Genomic DNA, 19,860 nt, shown 5'->3' on the forward strand with positions numbered 1-19,860 from the left:
GCTGTGAATGGACCACCGTCTTCGCTGGCAAGCAACAAAAGTCCCTCATCGAAACCATCGATGCGCTCAACCTCATCAGGAGTTTCCATGACCATCAAATACCCGGAACCCGATCTGACCTACCTGCAAAAAGTCCTGCTGGAAATGCTCGCCATTCCCAGCCCCACCGGGTTCACCGACACCATCGTGCGCTATGTCGCCGAACGCCTTGAAGAACTGGGCATTCCCTTCGAAATGACCCGGCGCGGCACTATCCGCGCGACGCTCAAGGGCAAGAAAAACAGCCCCGATCGCGCCGTTTCCGCGCACCTGGACACCATTGGCGCGGCCGTGCGCGCCGTCAAGGACAACGGACGTTTGACCCTGGCTCCCGTGGGTTGCTGGTCGAGCCGTTTTGCCGAAGGCAGCCGCGTCAGCCTGTTTACCGACAACGGGGTGATCCGTGGCAGCGTATTGCCGCTGATGGCGTCCGGGCATGCGTTCAATACCGCCGTGGACGAAATGCCGATCAGTTGGGATCACATCGAACTGCGCCTGGATGCCTACTGCGCCACCCGCGCCGATTGCGATTCGCTGGGCATCAGCGTCGGCGATTTCGTTGCCTTCGACCCGTTGCCTGAGTTCACCGAAAGCGGCCACATCAGCGCTCGTCACCTGGACGACAAGGCCGGTGTGGCGGCGCTGCTGGCAGCGTTGAAAGCGATCGTCGACAGCGGTGAGGAGTTGCTGATCGACTGTCATCCGCTGTTCACCATCACCGAGGAAACCGGCAGCGGCGCGGCGGCGGCCTTGCCCTGGGATGTCAGTGAATTCGTCGGCATCGACATCGCTCCGGTCGCACCCGGCCAGCACTCCAGCGAACACGCGGTGAGCGTGGCGATGCAGGATTCCGGCGGTCCCTATGACTATCACCTGTCGCGGCACCTGTTGCGCCTGGCCAGTGACAACGAGTTGCCGGTGCGCCGCGATCTGTTCCGTTACTACTTCAGCGATGCTCACTCGGCCGTGACCGCCGGCCATGACATCCGCACCGCCCTGCTCGCTTTCGGCTGCGACGCGACCCACGGTTATGAACGCACCCACATCGACAGCCTCGCGGCCCTCAGTCGCCTGCTCGGCGCCTATATCCTCAGCCCGCCGGTGTTCGCCAGCGATGCGCAACCGGCCAAGGGCTCCCTGGACCGCTTCAGTCACCAGATCGAACACGACACCCAGATGGAAAGCGATACCCGGGTGCCGTCGGTGGACAGCCTGGTGGGGCAGCGTAACGATAGATGATCCTGGACTTCATCGGCTAGGCCGACGCCATCGCGGGCAAGCCACGCTCCCACAGGTTCTGAGTTGCTCACCTTTTTGTGGCTTGCCCGCGAAGACGCCGGATCACACAACACTCAAGCCCGGGCTGGCAGCAATCCACCATTGGCCGTAGCATCGCGCCATTGATTTGACCGAGGTGCCTATGCTTATTCCCCACGACCAACTTGAAGTCGACACCCTGACCCGCCTGATCGAGGATTTCGTGACCCGTGACGGCACCGACAATGGTGACGACACCCCACTGGAAACCCGTGTACTGCGAGTGCGTCAGGCATTGACCAAGGGGCAGGCACTGATTGTCTTCGACCCGGAAAGCGAGCAATGCCAGTTGATGCTCAAGCACGATGTACCCAAGCACCTATTCGACTGATTTTTTCGTTTGGGCCAGTTTGCGCTGGATGCGCTCGTAGATTTCGGATCGGTGCACATTGACGCTGCGCGGAGCCTCGACGCCGAAGCGCACGTCATTGCCGTTGATGCCAACGACGCGTATGGAAATGTTGTCACCGATGGAGATCAATTCGCCCACAACACGGCTGAGTACAAGCATGGCCTTCGTCCTTCAGGGTTACCGGACCCTGAAGATGCCCGGCGCACTGCTGCTCTTCAAGGCAACAACGGCAATCCAGACCCAACCTACAAGCACAGACCCACAGCACTGACAGAAAGGTCTTACAAATCGCTTGGACAGTTCCTTCAAGACGCGGTAAAGCGCGGCCCAAACAGAATGACGCTGGCCCCGATCACGCACAACGCCACGCCGATCCAGTCCGAACCAAGCGGACGAATCCGCTCGACCACCGCCAGCCAGCCAATCGATGCAATGATGTAAATGCCACCGTACGCGGCATAGGCGCGACCGGCGTAGACCGCTTCGACACGGGTCAGCAGCACGGCGAACAAGGTCAGGCTGAGCAGCGCCGGCACGATCCACCAAGCGCTCTTGCCCTGGCGCAGCCACATCCAGAAGGCGAAGCAGCCGGCGATTTCAAACAGCGCGGCGAGGAAAAACCACAGGTAGTTGAGCATGCGAACGTCTCGCGAGGATGACCGATGGCGGCCACCCTAACGAGGCTGTCCCGTGCGGGCAAGCTCAGCCTGCGGATTGTTTGGCCTTGGCGCGCATCTTGTCGGCCATCAGGGTCATTTCGTTGTAGAGCAGTTGCGGGTTTTTCTGCTTGAGCGCCCAGGCCATGCGGCCCTGCTCGTGGGGCAGGATCATGAACTCGCCAGCGGCGACCTGCTGATAGATGTAATCGGCAATGTCGGCCGCGCTGATCGGCGAGCTTTCCAGCAACTTGCCGACCTGGGCTTTCATGGCCGGCGTCGGGCCACGGAACGAATCCAGCAGATTGGTCTGGAAGAACGACGGGCAAACCACGTGCACACCGACTTCCTGATGGGCCAGTTCGATCAACAGGCTTTCGGACAACGCCACCACGCCAGCCTTGGCCACGTTGTAGTTGCTCATGGCCGGACCTTGCATCAACGCGGCCATCGACGCGATGTTGATGATCTTGCCTTTGCTTTTTTCGAGCAGCGGCAGGAAAGCCTTGCAGCCCTTGACCACCCCCATCAGGTTGATTGCGATTTGCCAGTCCCAATCCTCGAGGGACAGTTCACTGAAGAAACCGCCCGATGCCACGCCGGCGTTGTTGACGATGACATCGACACCACCCAGTTTCACTTCGCAGGCCTGAGCGAAGGCGGTCAACTGGCTGTAATCGCGCACATCGCAGCGCTGGATGAAACCATCGCCGCCAGCTTCACGCACCCGTTTCAGGGTTTCCTGCAGGCCCGGTTCGCTGACATCCGACAAGGCCAGCTGCCAGCCTTCGCGCGCCCAGCGCAGCGCGATTTCGCGACCCAGGCCAGAGCCCGCACCAGTGATCATCATGCGATTTTGCATAGCAAACAGCCTTGTTGTTCCGGGGAAGATGCGTCGAGTGTAGCGAAGGATATTGCCCGACCCACGCTCCATCAGATTGCTGAATGGCCCGAGCAAACCGCAGGCGCGTGCGGCCCAACTAACGCAATTAACCCCGAAACAGTCCGCTGTTGGAAAAACATCGAAAAAACTTGGAATTTTATGAGGTGCGCGGCAGTCGGATTTTTTAAGCAGCCCGAATTAATTGCATTCCCGCTGACCATTAACGATCAGGTCATTCCTGCATACTTCCAACAAGGAAACAGTCATGGGCACAATTCTTATCGTAATTCTGATCTTGTTGCTGATCGGTGGATTGCCGGTCTTCCCGCACTCCAGAAGTTGGGGTTATGGACCATCGGGCATCATTGGCGTCGTGTTGGTCGTGCTGTTGGTCCTGCTCTTGCTCGGCAGAATATGAAGATCTGACCGGCAAAAAAATGTAGGAGCGAGCTTGCTCGCGATGGACTTGATGACGACGCGTTCATTCAGAAAATACGCGTCATCGTTAACGTCCATCGCAAGCAAGCTCGCTCCTACAAGTATTTGTTTCTATATTGCTGCTTTACTTAGTCCGGGTTGCCGTCGACCACACCGGCGGTGTTGTCGAGCAGGCTCTTGGTGGCGGTCTGAAGGAACGACTCAAGCTTGAGTTTCAGTGCCGCTTCATCGGACGACTCCGGCATCAACTCACCTTTAGGGTTCGCGCCCAGTTCATACCGGTAGAGTTTCGGCGACATTTCCTTCGGCAACACCAACACACGGTCGGCAGTGAGCAAGGCGACGGTCTGATCGCTGCCCGATGGCTTGATCACGCCAAAACCCTTGTCACCTTCCGGCAGGTTCAGCAGGTCACGTCCCCAGCATTGGTGCACCACATCACCGCCTAAACGACCCATGATGGTCGGTACGATATCGATCTGGGTACCCACGGTGTGGTCACGCTGGCCGAATTTTTCCTGGATGCCCGGTGCGATCATCAGCATCGGAACGTTGAAACGCCCCAGATCCATTTCAGTGATCTGCTGTTCGTTGCCGAAACCATGGTCACCGACGATCACAAACAGGGTTTCCTTGAAGTACGGCTCCTTGCGCGCCTTCTCAAAGAACTGACCCAGCGCCCAGTCGGAGTAGCGCATGGCGGTCAAATGCTCGTTGAGGGTGCCACGGTCAGTGACCTGGTCAACTGGCAATGGGGTCGGCAACGCGTAGGGCGTGTGGTTGGACAGGGTTTGCAGCAAGGCATAGAACGGCTTCTTGTCCTTGCCGTCGCGGGCTTTCAGTTCTTCCAGGCCACGATTGAACATGTCCTGGTCGGAAACACCCCAGGTCGGATCGGAGAACACCGGGTCAACGAAATCGTTACGCCCGATGAAGTTGGTCATCCCCTGGTTGCTGAAGAAGCCCGACTGGTTGTCCCAGGCGAAGTCGCCGTTGTAGACGTACACATCGTCATATTGACGGGCGCTGAGCAACTGCGGCAGCCCAGACAGCTTGTGGCTGCCTTCCGGGGTCTGCATCAGGTATTCGAAACCCGGCAGGTTCGGGAAGCAGGCCATGGTGGCGAACATACCCTGGTGGGTATGGGTGCCGTTGGAGAAGAAACGGTCGAACAACAGGCCTTCTTTGGACAGTTTATCGAAGTACGGCGTGATGTTGCCTGGACGCCCCAGCGCACCCACCGAGTGACCGGCGAAGCTTTCCATCAGGATCACGACGACGTTTTTGATCGGCAGGGTCTTGTCGGCGTTTGGTGTGTAATTACGACGAACGGCGGCGGTATCGGCGTCCACCAGTTTATCGCTTGGTGTCAGCAGCATGTCGCGCACGGTCTGCTGGGCCAATGGCTGGTCAATGGTGGCTTTCCAGATGTTGCTGCGCTCGTCGGACATCCGGCTCTGGGCCGCGGCAACCAGTTGCAGGGTACCGTTGAGGCCCAACTGGTTGGCGAAGTTCGACTCGGTGGTATAGACGTCACCCCAACGCAGTGGCGGGCCTTGACGCAAGGTACCGCGGGCAGCGACCACGCAGATCAGCAGGCAGACCACGAACACGGCGAAGCGCGCGTACCAAGGGGCCACCTGGCGAGTACCGATGCTGCCGCCGCTGAAGGGACCGCGAGGACGGGTCGCACGATCGGCGCCTTTGAACGCCAGGCTGAGGATCCAGGTACCTACGGCCCAGGCCAGCAGGTAGCGAACGACCGGAAAACCGTACCAGAGCATGCTCATCACGGTTTTCGGATCTTCTTTCACATACTGGAAAACCAGGCCGTTGAGACGCTGGTGGAACTCACGGTAGAAATCCATCTCCATGAGGCCCAGAAACAGCGCGATGCTCGAGGCAACCGTCAGCCAGAAGCGGAACAGCCCGCGCGCCGCCATGGCACGGGCGCTGAACAACGCAATCAGCAACGGAATGCAGAGATAAACCACCAGGCGCAAGTCGAAACGCAGGCCGTTGGCGAAGGCTTCGAGGAATGTCGAGGCCGGTGTGTCGAGGATCATCGAGCGGTTGTAGACCAGCAGCGCGACGCGCAACAAGGAGAACATCACCATCATGACCAAAGCGCACAAAAGCGTATACGCCAGATGCGATTTGACAGTCGGTTGCAGCAGGCGACTTGAAGCTCGCTGCTGATTCAGGGCGTCCGGAATTGCCATGTCGTATTAGGACCCATTGGAAGTTGAAGTTTCAAAAAAAATACAGCTGCGCCCTGCCCTCTGTTGGCTAGATCCTGGCCTGGGGTTTGCGCGATGCGCAAATGTTGCACGATCAACCGCATCATTGCCATTGATTACTGTTCGTTAATGCAGACGCGCGCGGATTGTCTTGGAGGCGTTGTGAAAATTTCGTGCAACGAATATCTGGAAACAAAATAAAGCCCTGCCCTGTAAAAACGGCAACGCCCCGAACCGGTCGGGGCGTTGCGCAGGCCTTGCTCAACAGGGCAACCGGATTACTTCTCGGCGCGGGCCTTGAGGTTTTTCAACGTATTAAATGGCGCATCGACCACGAATTTGTTGGCCACCATCGACGGAACACTGCCACCCGGCTCGGTGTGCACCTGATAGGTCACTTCGATCTGATCGCCCTTGGGGACGAACTTCCAGATTCCCTCGACCTTGGCGACCCGGACAAAGCCTTTTTCTTCAGGCAAGTATTTCGGCACCCCTTCGAGCTTGCGGGTCAGACTGCCATCAGCGCCTTCAATAACGGTGACGTGCATCACCGAATCACGCGGGGTGACTGGCCAGGGGGTATTGAACTGGGTGTAGGTCCAGAGCTGATTGCCTTCCTGTTTGAGCAACTTCTGGGTCTTGCATTCGTGAATCCATGCGCAGGCACCGGGGACGTCGTCCTGCAGGGCGCGCAGTTTGGCCATGGTGGTCTTCATCAGGGTGACGCCCTGGTAGGCCTTGTAATCGGAACCAGGCACTTCACTCAGGGAGACCTTGATGCCGTCTTCGTTCTTGGCAACCTTCCAGTCTTCGGCCTGGGCGGCCGAGGTGGCCAATACAGCCGTCAAACCACACAGCAGAGCAATACGATGCAGCGAACCCATAGTCTTATTCCTTATTGTTGAAGTTCCGTTCGGAGGTGCAAGCCCACACATCACGCAGCCGTCACTTGCTCCCACCAGCCAAGCAGCCTGATCGCTTCTTCACGGCTGTCGCCGCACACCTCAATATCAGCCTCGAATGCCGAACAGACTGCCGGACGCTCTGGCTGGCCGAAAATAGAGCACAGGTTTTCGGCAGACAATTGCAGGCAACGTTCCCCGGCGGCTTTGCCATTGGGCATACCGGGAATCGGTGAACTGATGGATGGGGCAATGCAACAGGCGCCACAGCCTTCACGGCATTTCATGACGACGAGCTCCTCGCAACGGGCGATGTGTTAAAGGACGTGGCACAGAGTAACCGCTAAAACAGTTGTTTTAAATTGGCGAACCACGGGTTTTTGTCTGCAATCGGGCGTGACCGGGCAGTCTCCGACAAAGCGTCTGGCTGGCGGGTCATGAAGGGGGAAGAATTAATGTTTGAACTCGAACTCCAACGCCGCGCCTTCCACTTCACGACGGTCTTCATTGCGCCGTTGCAGCTGCATTTCGTTGCTGATCAACCTTCCGTTGAGCTGGAAATCACTACTTTTGTCACCGAACATTTCCGGCAATACCGGCTCGCGCTTGGGCAATGGCACTGTGCCGACCGGCTTCAGCTCGTCAACCATGCCCTTGGGCAAACTCAAATCCAGGTCAACGGGAGGCAGCGGGGTTTTCGCCACCTCGCTGGCCGACATCGACTTGGCCGCGATCGGAGGACGCTTTTTGACCGGCACGGTTTTCTTTTTGACCGGCGCGGCTTTCGTGGCGGGAGCGGTTTTTTTCGAGGGAGTACTTGATGCCGGTTTTTCCTGAACAGAAGCGGCCATCACGGACAGCGGCTGAGTGCTCAATAACAGGCAAATCATCAGCCAGGTGGCGGGAAAAATCGGTTTCATGGACCCAACGGCGCGAACGGCGCTAACGACAGAGGGGCCATATGCTCGCTTGTTGCAGGCCACATGACAAGCGTGGGCAGGAAATACCTGCCCGCCTCCATCACAGACCGCTGGCCATTTCCTGGCAGAGCTGGGTGGCGAGCATGCCGAGAGTCATCAAGGCACGCTCGGCTTCGCGATTCCAAGGGATGCCGCAATTCAAGCGGATGCAATGATTGAATTGCTCGGTGTTACTGAAAATCAAACCCGGTGCGATGCTGATGCCCTGCTGCAGGGCTCGCACATGCAGCTCCTGGGTGTTGACCCGTCCCGGCAAACTCACCCACAGGATGAAACCGCCGGTTGGCCGCGTCATCTGGGTGCCTTCGGGGAAATACTGCTGCACCGCCAGCTGAAAGGCACTGAGGTTCTTGCGATATTCCTGACGGATGTACCGCAGATGCCGGTCGTAACCACCGTTCTCCAGATAAGCCGCAATGCCCATTTGCGTAACGCTGCACGCGGAATGGGTACTGAACGTCTGCAAACGCTGGATTTCCTGCTGGTACTTGCCGGCAATCATCCAGCCGATCCGCACACCCGGCGACAGGGTCTTGGAGAAGCTTGAGCAATAGATCACCCGGTCCAGGCGGTCATAGGCCTTGAGCGATTTGGTGCGCCCCTGTTCGAACATCAATTCGCCGTAAATATCGTCCTCGACAATCTGGATATCGAAGTCGGATGCCAGGCGCAGCAGTTGTTTCTGCCGCTCCTCTGGCATGGTGCCGCCCAATGGGTTACTCAAACGAGTGGTCAGCACCAAGGCTTTGATCGACCACTGGTTGGCGGCCAATTGCAGGGCTTCCAGGCTCATGCCGGTGGACGGATCGCTGGGAATCTCGATGACCTTGAGACCCAGCAGATCGGCCAGTTGAAGCAAGCCATAGTACGTCGGCGACTCGGCCGCGATCAGGTCACCGGGCCGTGTCAGCACCCGCAGGGACATTTGCAAGGCATCGACGCAACCGTGGGTGATTACCACTTCCGACGGATCGACCACTACGCCGGCATCACGCATGCGGATCGCCACTTGTCGGCGCAACGGCTCGAAACCGGGGCTGAACATGTAGCTGAACGCACGCGGACTGTGAAAACGGGTGACTTTGGCCAGTTGCTGGTGCAGCGCCCGCACCGGCAGATAATCGACACTGGGCACTGCGGCGCCCAACGGGAAGACGCCTTCGCGGCGGGACTCGACCAATACCTGCTGGATGATGCTGCTGCGAGTGACCAGGCCAGGACGCTCGACCCGGGCGATATCCGGTGTCGGCGCGGTCAGGGCCGGCGTCTGGTGCACGTAGTAACCCGACTGCGGCCGGGCACGGATCAGCCCCTGATCCTCAAGGTTGGCATACGCCTGCAGCACAGTCGCATGGCTGACATTGAGCTGCGAGCTCATCTTGCGCACCGAAGGCACACGCTCGCCGGGTTGATAGACACCACGACGGATATCTTCGGCCAGTTGCTGAGCAATACGTTGGTAGAGCAGGAGATTGGTCATGACGCAGCACTCGATTTCACGGGCATTTTATTCTTGTGTGAAACAATACCGGAACAGTTTAGAAGTGTACTGGGACAGTTGCCACAATAGTCGACAGTACAGTGCAGTGTCAGCAAGAACTGTACTGTTTTGAGAGGTATTTGGCAGGCGTAAAAAAACCCGGCGCTGACTGGCAGGCCGGGTTTTCCAGTGACGCCACCCTTAGCGGGCGGCGCCCAGCTGGCCTTTTTCGTCGGAGAACACAATTTCCACCCGACGGTTCTGGGCGCGACCACGCTCGGAAGCGTTCGCGTCCACAGGGTATTCGTCGCCGTAGCCTTCAACCTGAATGCGTTTGTCGTCGATCCCCAGATCCATCAAGACGTCCGCCACCGATTGCGCACGATCGAGGGACAGCTTGAGGTTTTCCTGTTTGCCACCGGTGCTGTCGGTGTAGCCCTCGATCCGCACCACGCGCTTGGGATTGAGCTGCAGGAACTGGACGATTTTCAGCACGACGCGGTTCGCCGAGTTTTTCAACTCCGCTTCACCAGTATCGAACAGCACATCACCCAGGGTCATGACCAAACCACGGTCCGTCTGGGTGGTGGCCATCGCAACGATCTGTTCTTCAAGCCACTTGCCCTGCTGCTGCACGCTGAGCAGTTTGGATTCACGCAAGGCCAGTTGCAGGCGCTGCCGCTCCAGTTCGAGCTTCGCTGCGCGCTCTTCGTTAAGCACCTTGTTGGTGTGCTCCCGAGCGATCTCGCTGTAGCGCTGGCTCAGATAAGCGTAATGCGCCACGTCCGACCCGCTACCCCAGTAGCTGGACAACCGATCGGCGCGAGCCAGGGATTCACCGGCGCGGATCACGTCCTTGGGCGCGATTCGCAGCACATTGGAATCTTCCTTGACCTTCTGGAAGTCGGCACTAGCCTGCTGCAATGCCGTTTCACTGTGCTGACCGGCGCAGCCGTAGAGGCTTGCGCAGCCGGCCAGGATCAAACTGCCGAGGGCCTTGGTCTTGAGGCTCATTGGGAGTCTCCCACTTGCTTGCGCAGACGGGCAATGCGGGTATTGAGCACGGTCAACTGCTCCTCGCTCTTGAGGGTCAGGACACGCGCTTCAGCCAGTCGCGCATCCAGCTCGGCCTGTTCGGACCGCATGCGAGCGTTCTTGAAGGATTGGTCGGCCATGTTGCCCTTGGCACGGTTGAACTTGTCTTCGGCCAATTTCATTTCAGGCACTTCATCGGCAGTGGCACCAACAGCCTTGGCTTGTTCAAGTGCCTGTGCAGTCAGGCGCATTTGTTCGTTCGGCGCCGGATCGGCTGCACAACCCGCCAGAGCCAGAACGGCCAGGGCAGCGAAAAGAGGTCGGATACTCACTAAAAATCCCTACTGTTTTGAGGTACTGACTGGTTGCTTCTGCCGTTGAGAAAGTTGAGCATTCCAGCGCTCGATATTGCGTTGCAGCACGGCCTCCGTCAGTCCGGACGCGGGCAATTCTGTCATCTTTTTGGCCAACTGTCCGCGCAACCACGGATCGTTGCAGGCCGAGTCATGGGAAACGGCCAGAAACAGCCCCGGCCTGTCTACCGGTTGCACGCGAGCCACCAGGTCATTGGACATGCCCAATGTCTGCGCCATCGCCATGCCCGAATAACGGCCGGCCAGGACATATTCCACCTCGCCCAAGAGCAATTTCTGCAAGGCCTGGGTCAGGTTGGACGTACGCGTGAGGGTCAACCGCTGCTCGGCGAAAGTACCGAATGCCGGGGTCAACCGGGACTTTTCAGACAAGGCGCCGGTATGCCCCTGCAAATCCTGCGCATTGCTGTAGACCAGTGACGAATCCTTGCGGGTCCAGACCAGATAGTCGTTCTCCAGCAACGGCGGGTGAATGTAATCCAGGGTTTCCAGTTCGCTGACCGTCAACGAGGCATCGGCCAGCAAGTCCATGCGCCCACTGCGCACTTCGTCCAGGGCCTGAGAGCGTGTTCCGGCGTACAACAGTTCAACCTTGATCCCCAACTGCCCCGCCACTTGCTGCAATAAATCGGCGCTGGCGCCAATCAGATGCCTGGGATCTTGCGGGTCTTGCCACAGATACGGTGGCGCATCCGGGCTGCCAGTCGCCACCAGGCGCTCGCACTTGCCTGCTGCGCTGGACAACGCAGGAAATAGCGTCAACCCAAGAAGCAATGACCAGCCATACACGCGGCGCAAATCCATGGCGAAATACTCCCGTTGAGACCGTTTATAACCTGTAGGAGCGAGCCGGCTCGCTCCTATAAAAAAAAGCAAAAAAAAGCCCGACCAAAAGGTCGGGCTCTTTATAAGTGAAGCCGCCGGATTAGACCAGCTTCTCCAGCTCAGGGATGGCTTCGAACAAGTCAGCCACCAGGCCGTAATCGGCCACCTGGAAGATCGGCGCTTCTTCGTCCTTGTTGATCGCAACGATCACTTTGGAGTCTTTCATGCCGGCCAGGTGCTGGATCGCGCCGGAGATACCGACGGCGATGTACAGCTGTGGCGCAACGATCTTGCCGGTCTGACCGACCTGCATGTCGTTCGGTACGAAACCAGCGTCGACCGCAGCGCGCGAAGCACCGACGGCAGCGCCCAGCTTGTCGGCCAGGGCGTACAGGTGTTTGAAGTTGTCACCGTTCTGCATGCCGCGACCGCCGGAAACGACGATTTTGGCAGCGGTCAGTTCCGGACGATCGGACTTGGCCAATTCTTCGCCAACGAAGCTGGAGATGCCAGCGTCGTGGGCAGCGCCAACGGATTCAACCGAAGCCGAACCACCTTCAGCGGCAACCGGGTCGAAACCGGTGGCACGCACGGTGATCACTTTCACGGAAGCGTTCGACTGAACGGTAGCGATGGCGTTACCGGCATAGATCGGACGCTTGAAGGTGTCAGCGCTTTCTACCGAGATGATCTCGGAGATCTGGTCAACGTCCAGTGCAGCGGCGACGCGCGGCAGGATGTTTTTGCCGTTGGAAGTGGCGGCAGCCAGGATGTGGCTGTAGCCCTTGCCCAGCTCGGCAACCAGAGGAGCAACGTTTTCCGGCAGCTGGTGAGCGTAGGCAGCGTTATCGGCTACCAGCACTTTAGCTACGCCTGCGACTTTCGCAGCGGCTTCAGCCACGGCGCCAGCGCCCTGGCCTGCAACCAGCACGTGGATGTCGCCGCCGATTTTGGCAGCGGCAGCAACGGTGTTCAGCGTGGCCGGGGCCAGCACTTTGTTGTCGTGTTCAGCAATAACCAAGATAGTCATTTAGATTACCTTCGCTTCGTTTTTCAGTTTCTCGACCAGTTCAGCCACCGACTTGACCTTGATACCCGCGCTGCGTGCAGCAGGCGCTTCGACTTTCACGGTCTTGTTGGTGGAGGCGGTGGAAACGCCCAAAGCGTCCGGAGTCAGCACTTCGAGAGGCTTCTTCTTGGCTTTCATGATGTTTGGCAGGGACGCGTAGCGCGGCTCGTTCAAACGCAGGTCGGTGGTGACGATGGCCGGCAGTTTCAGGGAAACGGTCTGCGCGCCGCCGTCGATTTCACGGGTGACAGCTACGCTGTCGCCGCTGATTTCGACTTTGGAAGCGAAGGTGCCCTGACCGTAACCGCTCAACGCTGCGAGCATCTGGCCAGTCTGGTTGTTGTCGCTGTCGATGGCTTGTTTGCCAAGGATCACCAGCTGAGGCTGTTCCTTGTCGACAACCGCTTTCAACAGTTTGGCAACGGCCAGGGAAGTCAGATCTTCGGCGGATTCGACGAGGATGGCGCGATCGGCACCCAGAGCCAGCGCGGTGCGCAGTTGCTCTTGAGCGGTGGACGGGCCGACGGAGACGACGACGATTTCAGTCGCAACGCCTTTCTCTTTCAGGCGTACGGCTTCTTCCACTGCGATTTCGCAGAACGGGTTCATCGACATCTTGACGTTGGCGAGGTCGACGCCGGAATTGTCCGCCTTGACGCGGACCTTGACGTTGTAATCCACAACGCGTTTGACAGCTACAAGAACCTTCATGGATTCCTCGTTACTCTCCGGTGAAAAGAAAGTCGCCTAGGCGAACCTGGCGGTTGATGCTCATCGGGCGCAAGGGCACCTCTAAAAACGCCGGCAAACGTGTCAAGTGACCATCGCTCATGATGTTGATGACCGTTCGTCAGTCGTGACTCACGAGTCATTCAATATCCCAGCGTGTAAACTCCGCGCCAAAGCTGCGCGGCACTTCACTTTCAACGGCCATCGCCCTGTCTTTAGAGGTGCTCTTGAAACCTGCAGTCAGCCTACGGCGAGCGCAAAACCGCCCGTATCTTGACCGGAACACCTATTCCGGTCAATACGCCAAAATGGCCGTTCATAAGCCGCGTGACTTTGATTTATCTGGCTTTGAGCCATTTCAAACAAACGTTTGTATTGGACGCTGAGAGTGGTGTAGATATAATGCGCCACCCAAAGAGAAAGGTGGTTAATCGATTGTCCTCTCCCGGCGTTGCGCAGGGATTCAAGGATGCGACACCAAACCTCCCAAATTAGAAAAAAAACTGTTGAGCCTTGAGTAGGAGATAACCTGTGGAACGCGAATACATGGAATTCGACGTGGTCATCGTCGGTGCCGGCCCCGCTGGTCTTTCCGCTGCCTGCCGATTGAAGCAGAAGGCCGCCGAAGCCGGTAAGGAAATCAGCGTCTGCGTGGTCGAAAAAGGCTCCGAAGTCGGTGCTCACATCTTGTCCGGTGCCGTGTTCGAACCACGGGCCCTGAACGAACTGTTCCCGGACTGGAAAGCACTCGGCGCCCCGCTGAACACGCCCGTCACCCGCGATGACATCTTCGTGCTCAAGAACGCCGAAAGCGCACAGAAAATTCCAGACTTCTTTGTGCCCAAGACCATGCACAACGAAGGCAACTACATCATCTCCCTGGGCAACCTGTGCCGCTGGCTGGCCCAGCAGGCCGAGAACCTGGGCGTGGAAATCTACCCGGGCTTCGCTGCCCAGGAAGCCCTGTTCGACGAAAACGGCGTGGTGCGCGGGATCATCACCGGCGACCTGGGCGTTGACCGCGAAGGCCATCCCAAAGAAGGCCTGTACACCCCGGGCATGGAACTGCGCGGCAAGTACACGCTGTTCGCCGAAGGTTGCCGCGGCCACATCGGCAAGCAACTGATCAAGCGCTTCAACCTCGACAGCGATGCCGACGCCCAGCACTACGGCATCGGCCTGAAAGAAATCTGGGAAGTCGACCCGGCCAAGCACCAGCCAGGCCTGGTGGTCCACACTGCCGGTTGGCCGATGGACATCATGGGCACCGAGAACACCGGTGGCTCGTTCCTCTATCACCTGGAAAACAACCAGGTGGTGGTCGGCCTGATCGTCGATCTGTCCTACAGCAACACTTACCTGTCGCCGTTCGACGAGTTCCAGCGCCTCAAGCATCACCCGGTGCTCAAGCAGTACCTGGAAGGTGGCAAGCGCATCAGCTACGGCGCCCGTGCCATCTGCAAGGGCGGCCTGAATTCTCTGCCGAAAATGGTCTTCAAGGGCGGCGCGCTGATCGGTTGCGACCTCGGCACCCTGAACTTCGCCAAGATCAAAGGCAGCCACACCGCGATGAAATCCGGCATGCTGGCCGCCGAATCCGTGGCTGACGCGCTGTTCGCTGACCTGGACGGCACTGCTGAGCTGACCACTTACGTCGACGCGTTCAAGAAGAGCTGGCTCTACGAAGAACTGTTCGCCAGCCGCAACTTCGGCCCGGCGATCCACAAGTTCGGCGCCATCGTCGGTGGCGGTTTCAACTGGCTCGACCAGAACATCTTCGGCGGCAAACTGCCGTTCACCCTGCACGACACCAAGCCGGATTACGCTTGCCTGAAGCTGGCGGCCGACTGCAAGAAGATCGACTACCCGAAACCGGACGGCAAGATCAGCTTCGACAAACTCAGCTCGGTGTTCATCTCCGGTACCAACCATGAAGAAGAACAGCCGTGCCACCTGAAGCTGACCGACCCGAGCATCCCGATCAACAAGAACCTGCCGCTGTACGATGAGCCAGCCCAGCGTTACTGCCCGGCCGGCGTGTACGAAGTGATTACCAAGGAAGATGGCGAGAAGCGCTTCCAGATCAACGCCCAGAACTGCGTGCACTGCAAGACCTGCGACATCAAGGACCCTTCGCAGAACATCACCTGGGTGACGCCGGAAGGCGCTGGCGGCCCGACTTACCCGAACATGTAAGCCGAACGCTGAACAACGAGGCTCCCGAATGGGGGCCTTTTTGTTGCCCACGATTTTACTGGCGGCACAAAAAACCAATGTGTGAGAGCCTGCTCGCGATGAGGGCAGCACATCCACCACTGATGCGACTGACAATCCGCCATCGCGAGCACGCTCGCGCCCACATTCAATCCGATCAACTTCAGATTTTGGCGCCCAGCTCCGCCGACAGGCGCGCCGTCACACCCTTGATCAACGGAATCAACTCGGCCATTTTTTCCAGCGGCATATACGGCACGGTGCTGGCGATGCTGATACCGGCGACAATGCGCTTGCTGGCATCACGAATCGGCGCCGCCACGCAACGGATCGACGGTTCGTTGTCCTCCAGGTCGAAAGCGTAACCACCGGCCACGTACTCGATCATGCGCTGATGAAACTGCTCCCAGGACTGCTCCGGGTGCTGCGGCCAGAACTGATTTTTCCCACCCGCCGGCAGACTGACTTCATACAGCCGCTGCCACTCTTGCGGGGTGTCGTCGAGCATCAGTGCCTTACCGATGCCGGTACGCGCCAACGGCATGCGATGGCCGACCCGCGAGCGCATTTCCGGGCCGTTGCGCCCCGGATTCTTGTGCAGGTACAACACTTCGTCGCCTTCACGGATCGCCAGGTGAATGGTGTCACCGGTCAACGCCGACAACTCATCCAGGTACGGCCCGGCCAGGGTGACCAACGGCAGTTCTTCGCGCGCCTGAAATCCCAATTCGATCAGCTTCGGCCCGAGCAGATAACCGACTTGCGGTACCACTCGCAGATAACGTTCATCGACCAGGCAACTGGCCAGTCGATGAGTGGTGCTGCGCGTGGTGCCGATCAACCGGGCGATTTCCTTGAGATCACGGGCGCCGCTGGCCACGGCCTGAACCACACCCAGGCCACGAAGCAGTGTCTGGGTGCCGGTCGGCGCGGCGTCCTTGGCGTTTTTTGGGGCGTCTTCCTGCATATCCAGCCTTTACCGTTGGGCGAGTGAACGGGCGGCATTATGGTCGCCCGAACGCCGCGACTACAACTTGATACGCTCGACTTTCCCCACCAGCAAGATGTAGGAAAGCGCCCCCATCAACGCCAGTACCGAGATGTAGGTGATTGCCGGAGCAAACGAATCACCGGTCGCGAGGAAGCCGATGACAATCGGGGTGGCGATGGCCGACAGGTTGCCGATGAAATTGAACACCCCGCCGGTCAGGCCGAGCAACCGGGCCGGTGCCAGCGTGGAAACCAGCGACCAGGTGATCGACGCCAGACCGTTGCCGAAGAACGCCAGGGCGAGGAAGGCAATCACCAGCGGTGTCGACTCGACGAAGTTGGCGCCGATGATCGAAGTGGAAATCAGCAGGCCACTGATGATCGGCAACTTGCGAGCGAAACCCACGGTGTAGCCGCGACGGATCAAGAAGTCCGAAAAGAATCCGGAACACAACACTCCAACGAACGCGGCGAGAAACGGCAGCGATGCCAGCAAGCCGGATTTGATGAAGTCCATCCCGCGGTATTTCACCAGATAGGTCGGGAACCACGTCAGGAAAAACCACAGCGTCGAGTTGAGGCAGAACTGGCCCAGGTAGATACCCCAGAGTTTGCGCTTGCTCAGGACGATCCCCAGGTCCGTCCAGCTGAATTTGGCTTTGACCCTGGCTTGCTCGGCCTGAATGTCCACCAGCCCGCCGCCTTCGCGGATCAGGTCGATTTCGGCCTCGTTTGCGCCTTTGAATTCACGCGGTTCGCGATACACCGTGTACCAGATCACCGCCCAGAGAATGCCTACCGCGCCTGTGGTGACAAACACCATATGCCAGCCGAATTCGTGCTGAAGCCAGGCCAATACCGGCGTCAGGAACGCCAGACCGACAAACTGCCCCGAGGTGTAGAAACCAATGGCCGTGGCGCGCTCGCGCTCCGGGAACCAAGTCGTCACCACGCGGCTGTTGATCGGATAGGCCGGCGCTTCGAGGGCGCCGACGGCCATGCGCAATACGAACAGCGCGATGAAGCTGGCGGCAAAGCCGAGCATCACCGTGGCCATCGACCACAGCAGCAGCGCGACAGTGTAAAGAATGCGCGGTGGCACCCGATCCACCAGCCAGCCACCGGGGATCTGCATGGCGGCGTAGGTCCAGCCAAAGGCCGAGAAAATCAGGCCGACGTGAATCGGATCGATGCCCAGGTCGCTGGTCAGCGCCGGGGCAGCGATCGACAGGTTGCTGCGGTCCAGGTAATTGATCACCACGGTGATGAACAGCAGGACCATGATGAAAAAACGCTTGCGGCTGGGCGTCACCAACGTCGCCTGCCCGGTTAGGGTTTGCGGTTGCATGAGGGGTGCCTCTTCTTGTGTTTATTGAGGACGATCTAAGCCTTGCACGAAACCCTGTGGGGGTGACTTGCCAGCGATGGCGAGGGCACATCCGGCATTGATGTGAGCGACAGGACGCTATCGCGGGCAAGCCCGCTCCCACGGGTTATGTGTCAGGAGGAACTCACCACTCGGCAAAACTGCCATCGGCATGACGCCAGATCGGGTTGCGCCAGCGGTGGCCGACGGCTGCGCGTTCGATCACGTACTCCTCGTTGATCTCGATACCCAGGCCCGGACCGTTGGGGATTTTCACGAAGCCTTTGTCGTAGTCGAACACCCGCGGATCCTTGACGTAATCCAGCAGATCGTTGCTCTCGTTGTAATGAATGCCCAGGCTCTGTTCCTGAATGAACGCGTTGTAGCAGGCCGCATCCAGCTGCAGGCAGGCGGCCAGCGCAATCGGACCCAGCGGACAATGCAGTGCCAGCGCCACGTCGTAGGCTTCGGCCATGTTGGCGATCTTGCGGGTTTCGGTGATACCGCCGGCGTGGGACGCATCGGGCTGGATGATGTCGACGTAGCCTTCGCTGAGCACGCGTTTGAAATCCCAACGGGAAAACAGGCGCTCACCCAGGGCAATCGGCGTGCTGGTCAGCGGCGCCAATTCCTTCAGTGCTTCGTAGTTTTCGCTGAGCACCGGCTCTTCAATGAACATCAATTTGTACGGGTCGAGTTCCTTCATCAGCACCTTGGCCATGGGCTTGTGCACCCGGCCATGAAAGTCGACACCGATGCCGACGTTCGGGCCCACCGCGTCACGCACGGCAGCGACGTTGGCCAGGGCCAGGTCGACTTTCTCGAAGGTGTCGAGGAACTGCAGCTCTTCGGTGCCGTTCATTTTCACGGCGGTGAAACCGCGCCCTACCGCTTCCTTTGCCGCCCGCGCGGTATCCGCCGGACGGTCGCCGCCGATCCACGAATAGACACGAATCTTGTCGCGCACCTGGCCGCCCAGCAGATCGCTGACCGAAACACCCAACGCCTTGCCCTTGATGTCCCACAACGCCTGGTCGATGCCGGCCAATGCACTCATGTGGATCGCGCCGCCCCGGTAGAAGCCGCCGCGATAGAGCACGGTCCAGATGTCTTCGATGTTGCGGGGGTCTTTGCCGATCAGGTAGTCGGACAATTCTTCGACGGCGGCCGCTACGGTGTGAGCGCGGCCTTCGACCACGGGCTCGCCCCAACCGGTCACGCCCTCGTCGGTTTCGACCTTGAGGAAGCACCAGCGCGGCGGAACGATGAAGGTGGTCAGTTTGGTGATTTTCATCTTCTTGTCTCTCTTATTCAGATGCAGCGCACGCAGCGCCAAACGTCTTAGCGAAGGGATTTCCAGGCAGCGACATAGGCCTTGGCATTGGCCGCCACTTGCGCAGGAGTCATGCCTGGTTTGAACAACCCGGAGCCGAGGCCAAAGCCTTTGACGCCGGCATCGATGAACACCTGCATGTTGTCCGGGGTGATGCCACCGACCGGTGCCAGAATCGTTCCCGCCGGCAACACCGCGAGCCACGCCTTGACGACCGCTGGCCCCATCTGTTCGGCCGGAAACATCTTCAGGATGTCCGCGCCTTCGGCCAGTGCCGCGAAGGCTTCGGTCGGCGTGGCGACACCCGGCGACAGGTACAGCCCCGCTGCCTTCGCGGCGCGCAATACCTTGGGATCGCTGTGGGGCATGACGATCACCTGACCGCCCGCCGCTTTCACTTGTTCGACCTGTTCCGGCGTCAGCACCGTGCCCGCACCGATCAGGCAATCGGCGGGCAAGGTGCTGCGCAGGATACGGATGCTTTCGTAGGGTTCGGGGGAATTGAGCGGCACTTCGATGACGCGAAATCCGGCGGCGTACAGGACTTCGCCGATGGCTGCAGCTTCTTGCGGACGCAGGCCACGCAAAATCGCGATCAGACCGTTTTGCGCCAGTGCTTGTTTGAGCATGTCAGAGCT

At 59.0% G+C, this 19,860-nt stretch carries 21 protein-coding genes; 4 read left to right on the forward strand and 17 right to left on the reverse strand.

Annotated elements, in window-relative coordinates; all coding sequences use genetic code 11:
* Positions 1-87 precede the first annotated feature (87 nt).
* Positions 88-1,278: an osmoprotectant NAGGN system M42 family peptidase gene (locus ACVWYU_RS15050; RefSeq protein WP_247255378.1), complete on the forward strand. Its 1,191-nt coding sequence runs from the start codon at positions 88-90 to the stop codon at positions 1,276-1,278.
* 181 nt (positions 1,279-1,459) lie between these two features.
* Entirely contained in the window at positions 1,460-1,687 is a 228-nt protein-coding gene (locus ACVWYU_RS15055) for a YheU family protein (protein WP_003199186.1), read from the forward strand.
* Here ACVWYU_RS15055 and csrA read toward each other — a convergent pair.
* From csrA to ACVWYU_RS15070, 3 genes are all read right to left on the reverse strand, one after another.
* Positions 1,676-1,867, reverse strand: coding sequence for a carbon storage regulator CsrA (gene csrA / locus ACVWYU_RS15060; protein ID WP_090317829.1), 192 nt, complete (start codon positions 1,865-1,867; stop codon positions 1,676-1,678). The genes ACVWYU_RS15055 and csrA overlap by 12 nt on opposite strands.
* A gap of 146 nt (positions 1,868-2,013) precedes the next feature.
* The gene (locus ACVWYU_RS15065; protein WP_047527048.1) at positions 2,014-2,346 is read right to left on the reverse strand and encodes a YnfA family protein; all 333 of its coding nucleotides are present in this window, start codon (positions 2,344-2,346) and stop codon (positions 2,014-2,016) included.
* 64 nt (positions 2,347-2,410) lie between these two features.
* Entirely contained in the window at positions 2,411-3,226 is an 816-nt protein-coding gene (locus tag ACVWYU_RS15070; protein ID WP_457373015.1) for an SDR family oxidoreductase, read from the reverse strand.
* 286 nt (positions 3,227-3,512) lie between these two features.
* Here ACVWYU_RS15070 and ACVWYU_RS15075 point away from each other — a divergent pair, with 286 nt between their 5' ends.
* Positions 3,513-3,665 (forward strand): DUF3309 family protein, encoded by a 153-nt coding sequence (locus ACVWYU_RS15075; protein ID WP_007945780.1) that lies wholly within the window; start codon positions 3,513-3,515, stop codon positions 3,663-3,665.
* Between the two features lie 148 nt (positions 3,666-3,813).
* Here the strand turns inward: ACVWYU_RS15075 and ACVWYU_RS15080 are convergent, their stop codons facing one another.
* From ACVWYU_RS15080 to ACVWYU_RS15125, 10 genes are all read right to left on the reverse strand, one after another.
* Entirely contained in the window at positions 3,814-5,907 is a 2,094-nt protein-coding gene (locus tag ACVWYU_RS15080) for an LTA synthase family protein (protein ID WP_457373016.1), read from the reverse strand.
* 296 nt (positions 5,908-6,203) lie between these two features.
* A complete protein-coding gene (locus ACVWYU_RS15085) occupies positions 6,204-6,809 on the reverse strand; it encodes an START domain-containing protein (RefSeq protein WP_247255374.1) in 606 nt (201 codons plus the stop codon).
* Between the two features lie 50 nt (positions 6,810-6,859).
* Positions 6,860-7,114 (reverse strand): YkgJ family cysteine cluster protein, encoded by a 255-nt coding sequence (locus ACVWYU_RS15090; protein ID WP_247255373.1) that lies wholly within the window; start codon positions 7,112-7,114, stop codon positions 6,860-6,862.
* Positions 7,115-7,279: 165 nt separating this feature from the next.
* Positions 7,280-7,747 carry a translation initiation factor 2 gene (locus tag ACVWYU_RS15095; protein ID WP_457373017.1) on the reverse strand — a complete coding sequence of 156 codons (468 nt, stop codon included), beginning with the start codon at positions 7,745-7,747 and terminating at the stop codon, positions 7,280-7,282.
* 100 nt (positions 7,748-7,847) lie between these two features.
* On the reverse strand, positions 7,848-9,287 hold the full coding sequence (locus ACVWYU_RS15100) for an aminotransferase-like domain-containing protein (RefSeq protein WP_090317810.1): 1,440 nt from the start codon (positions 9,285-9,287) through the stop codon (positions 7,848-7,850).
* A gap of 201 nt (positions 9,288-9,488) precedes the next feature.
* Positions 9,489-10,301, reverse strand: a complete 813-nt coding sequence (locus ACVWYU_RS15105) for an OmpA family protein (RefSeq protein ID WP_247255372.1) — start codon at positions 10,299-10,301, stop codon at positions 9,489-9,491.
* Complete coding sequence (locus tag ACVWYU_RS15110) at positions 10,298-10,654, reverse strand: DUF4398 domain-containing protein (RefSeq protein WP_247255371.1); 357 nt, start codon at positions 10,652-10,654, stop codon at positions 10,298-10,300. The genes ACVWYU_RS15105 and ACVWYU_RS15110 overlap by 4 nt, the downstream gene beginning before the upstream one ends.
* 9 nt (positions 10,655-10,663) lie before the next feature.
* Positions 10,664-11,500: a substrate-binding periplasmic protein gene (locus ACVWYU_RS15115; protein ID WP_247255370.1), complete on the reverse strand. Its 837-nt coding sequence runs from the start codon at positions 11,498-11,500 to the stop codon at positions 10,664-10,666.
* A 121-nt stretch (positions 11,501-11,621) separates the two neighbouring features.
* Positions 11,622-12,551 carry an electron transfer flavoprotein subunit alpha/FixB family protein gene (locus ACVWYU_RS15120; RefSeq protein ID WP_247255369.1) on the reverse strand — a complete coding sequence of 310 codons (930 nt, stop codon included), beginning with the start codon at positions 12,549-12,551 and terminating at the stop codon, positions 11,622-11,624.
* The gene (locus tag ACVWYU_RS15125) at positions 12,552-13,301 is read right to left on the reverse strand and encodes an electron transfer flavoprotein subunit beta/FixA family protein (protein ID WP_007987229.1); all 750 of its coding nucleotides are present in this window, start codon (positions 13,299-13,301) and stop codon (positions 12,552-12,554) included.
* Between the two features lie 549 nt (positions 13,302-13,850).
* Here ACVWYU_RS15125 and ACVWYU_RS15130 point away from each other — a divergent pair.
* Complete coding sequence (locus tag ACVWYU_RS15130; protein ID WP_090317793.1) at positions 13,851-15,515, forward strand: electron transfer flavoprotein-ubiquinone oxidoreductase; 1,665 nt, start codon at positions 13,851-13,853, stop codon at positions 15,513-15,515.
* A 181-nt stretch (positions 15,516-15,696) separates the two neighbouring features.
* Here the strand turns inward: ACVWYU_RS15130 and ACVWYU_RS15135 are convergent, their stop codons facing one another.
* From ACVWYU_RS15135 to ACVWYU_RS15150, 4 genes are all read right to left on the reverse strand, one after another.
* A complete protein-coding gene (locus ACVWYU_RS15135) occupies positions 15,697-16,500 on the reverse strand; it encodes an IclR family transcriptional regulator (RefSeq protein WP_090317790.1) in 804 nt (267 codons plus the stop codon).
* Positions 16,501-16,560: 60 nt separating this feature from the next.
* Positions 16,561-17,871 (reverse strand): MFS transporter, encoded by a 1,311-nt coding sequence (locus ACVWYU_RS15140; RefSeq protein ID WP_247255368.1) that lies wholly within the window; start codon positions 17,869-17,871, stop codon positions 16,561-16,563.
* 163 nt (positions 17,872-18,034) lie between these two features.
* A complete protein-coding gene (gene dgoD, locus ACVWYU_RS15145) occupies positions 18,035-19,183 on the reverse strand; it encodes a galactonate dehydratase (protein WP_007950849.1) in 1,149 nt (382 codons plus the stop codon).
* Between the two features lie 47 nt (positions 19,184-19,230).
* On the reverse strand, positions 19,231-19,851 hold the full coding sequence (locus ACVWYU_RS15150; RefSeq protein ID WP_090317780.1) for a 2-dehydro-3-deoxy-6-phosphogalactonate aldolase: 621 nt from the start codon (positions 19,849-19,851) through the stop codon (positions 19,231-19,233).
* Between the last annotated feature and the right edge of the window lie 9 nt (positions 19,852-19,860).

Source organism: Pseudomonas sp. TE12234 (genome assembly GCF_054061835.1).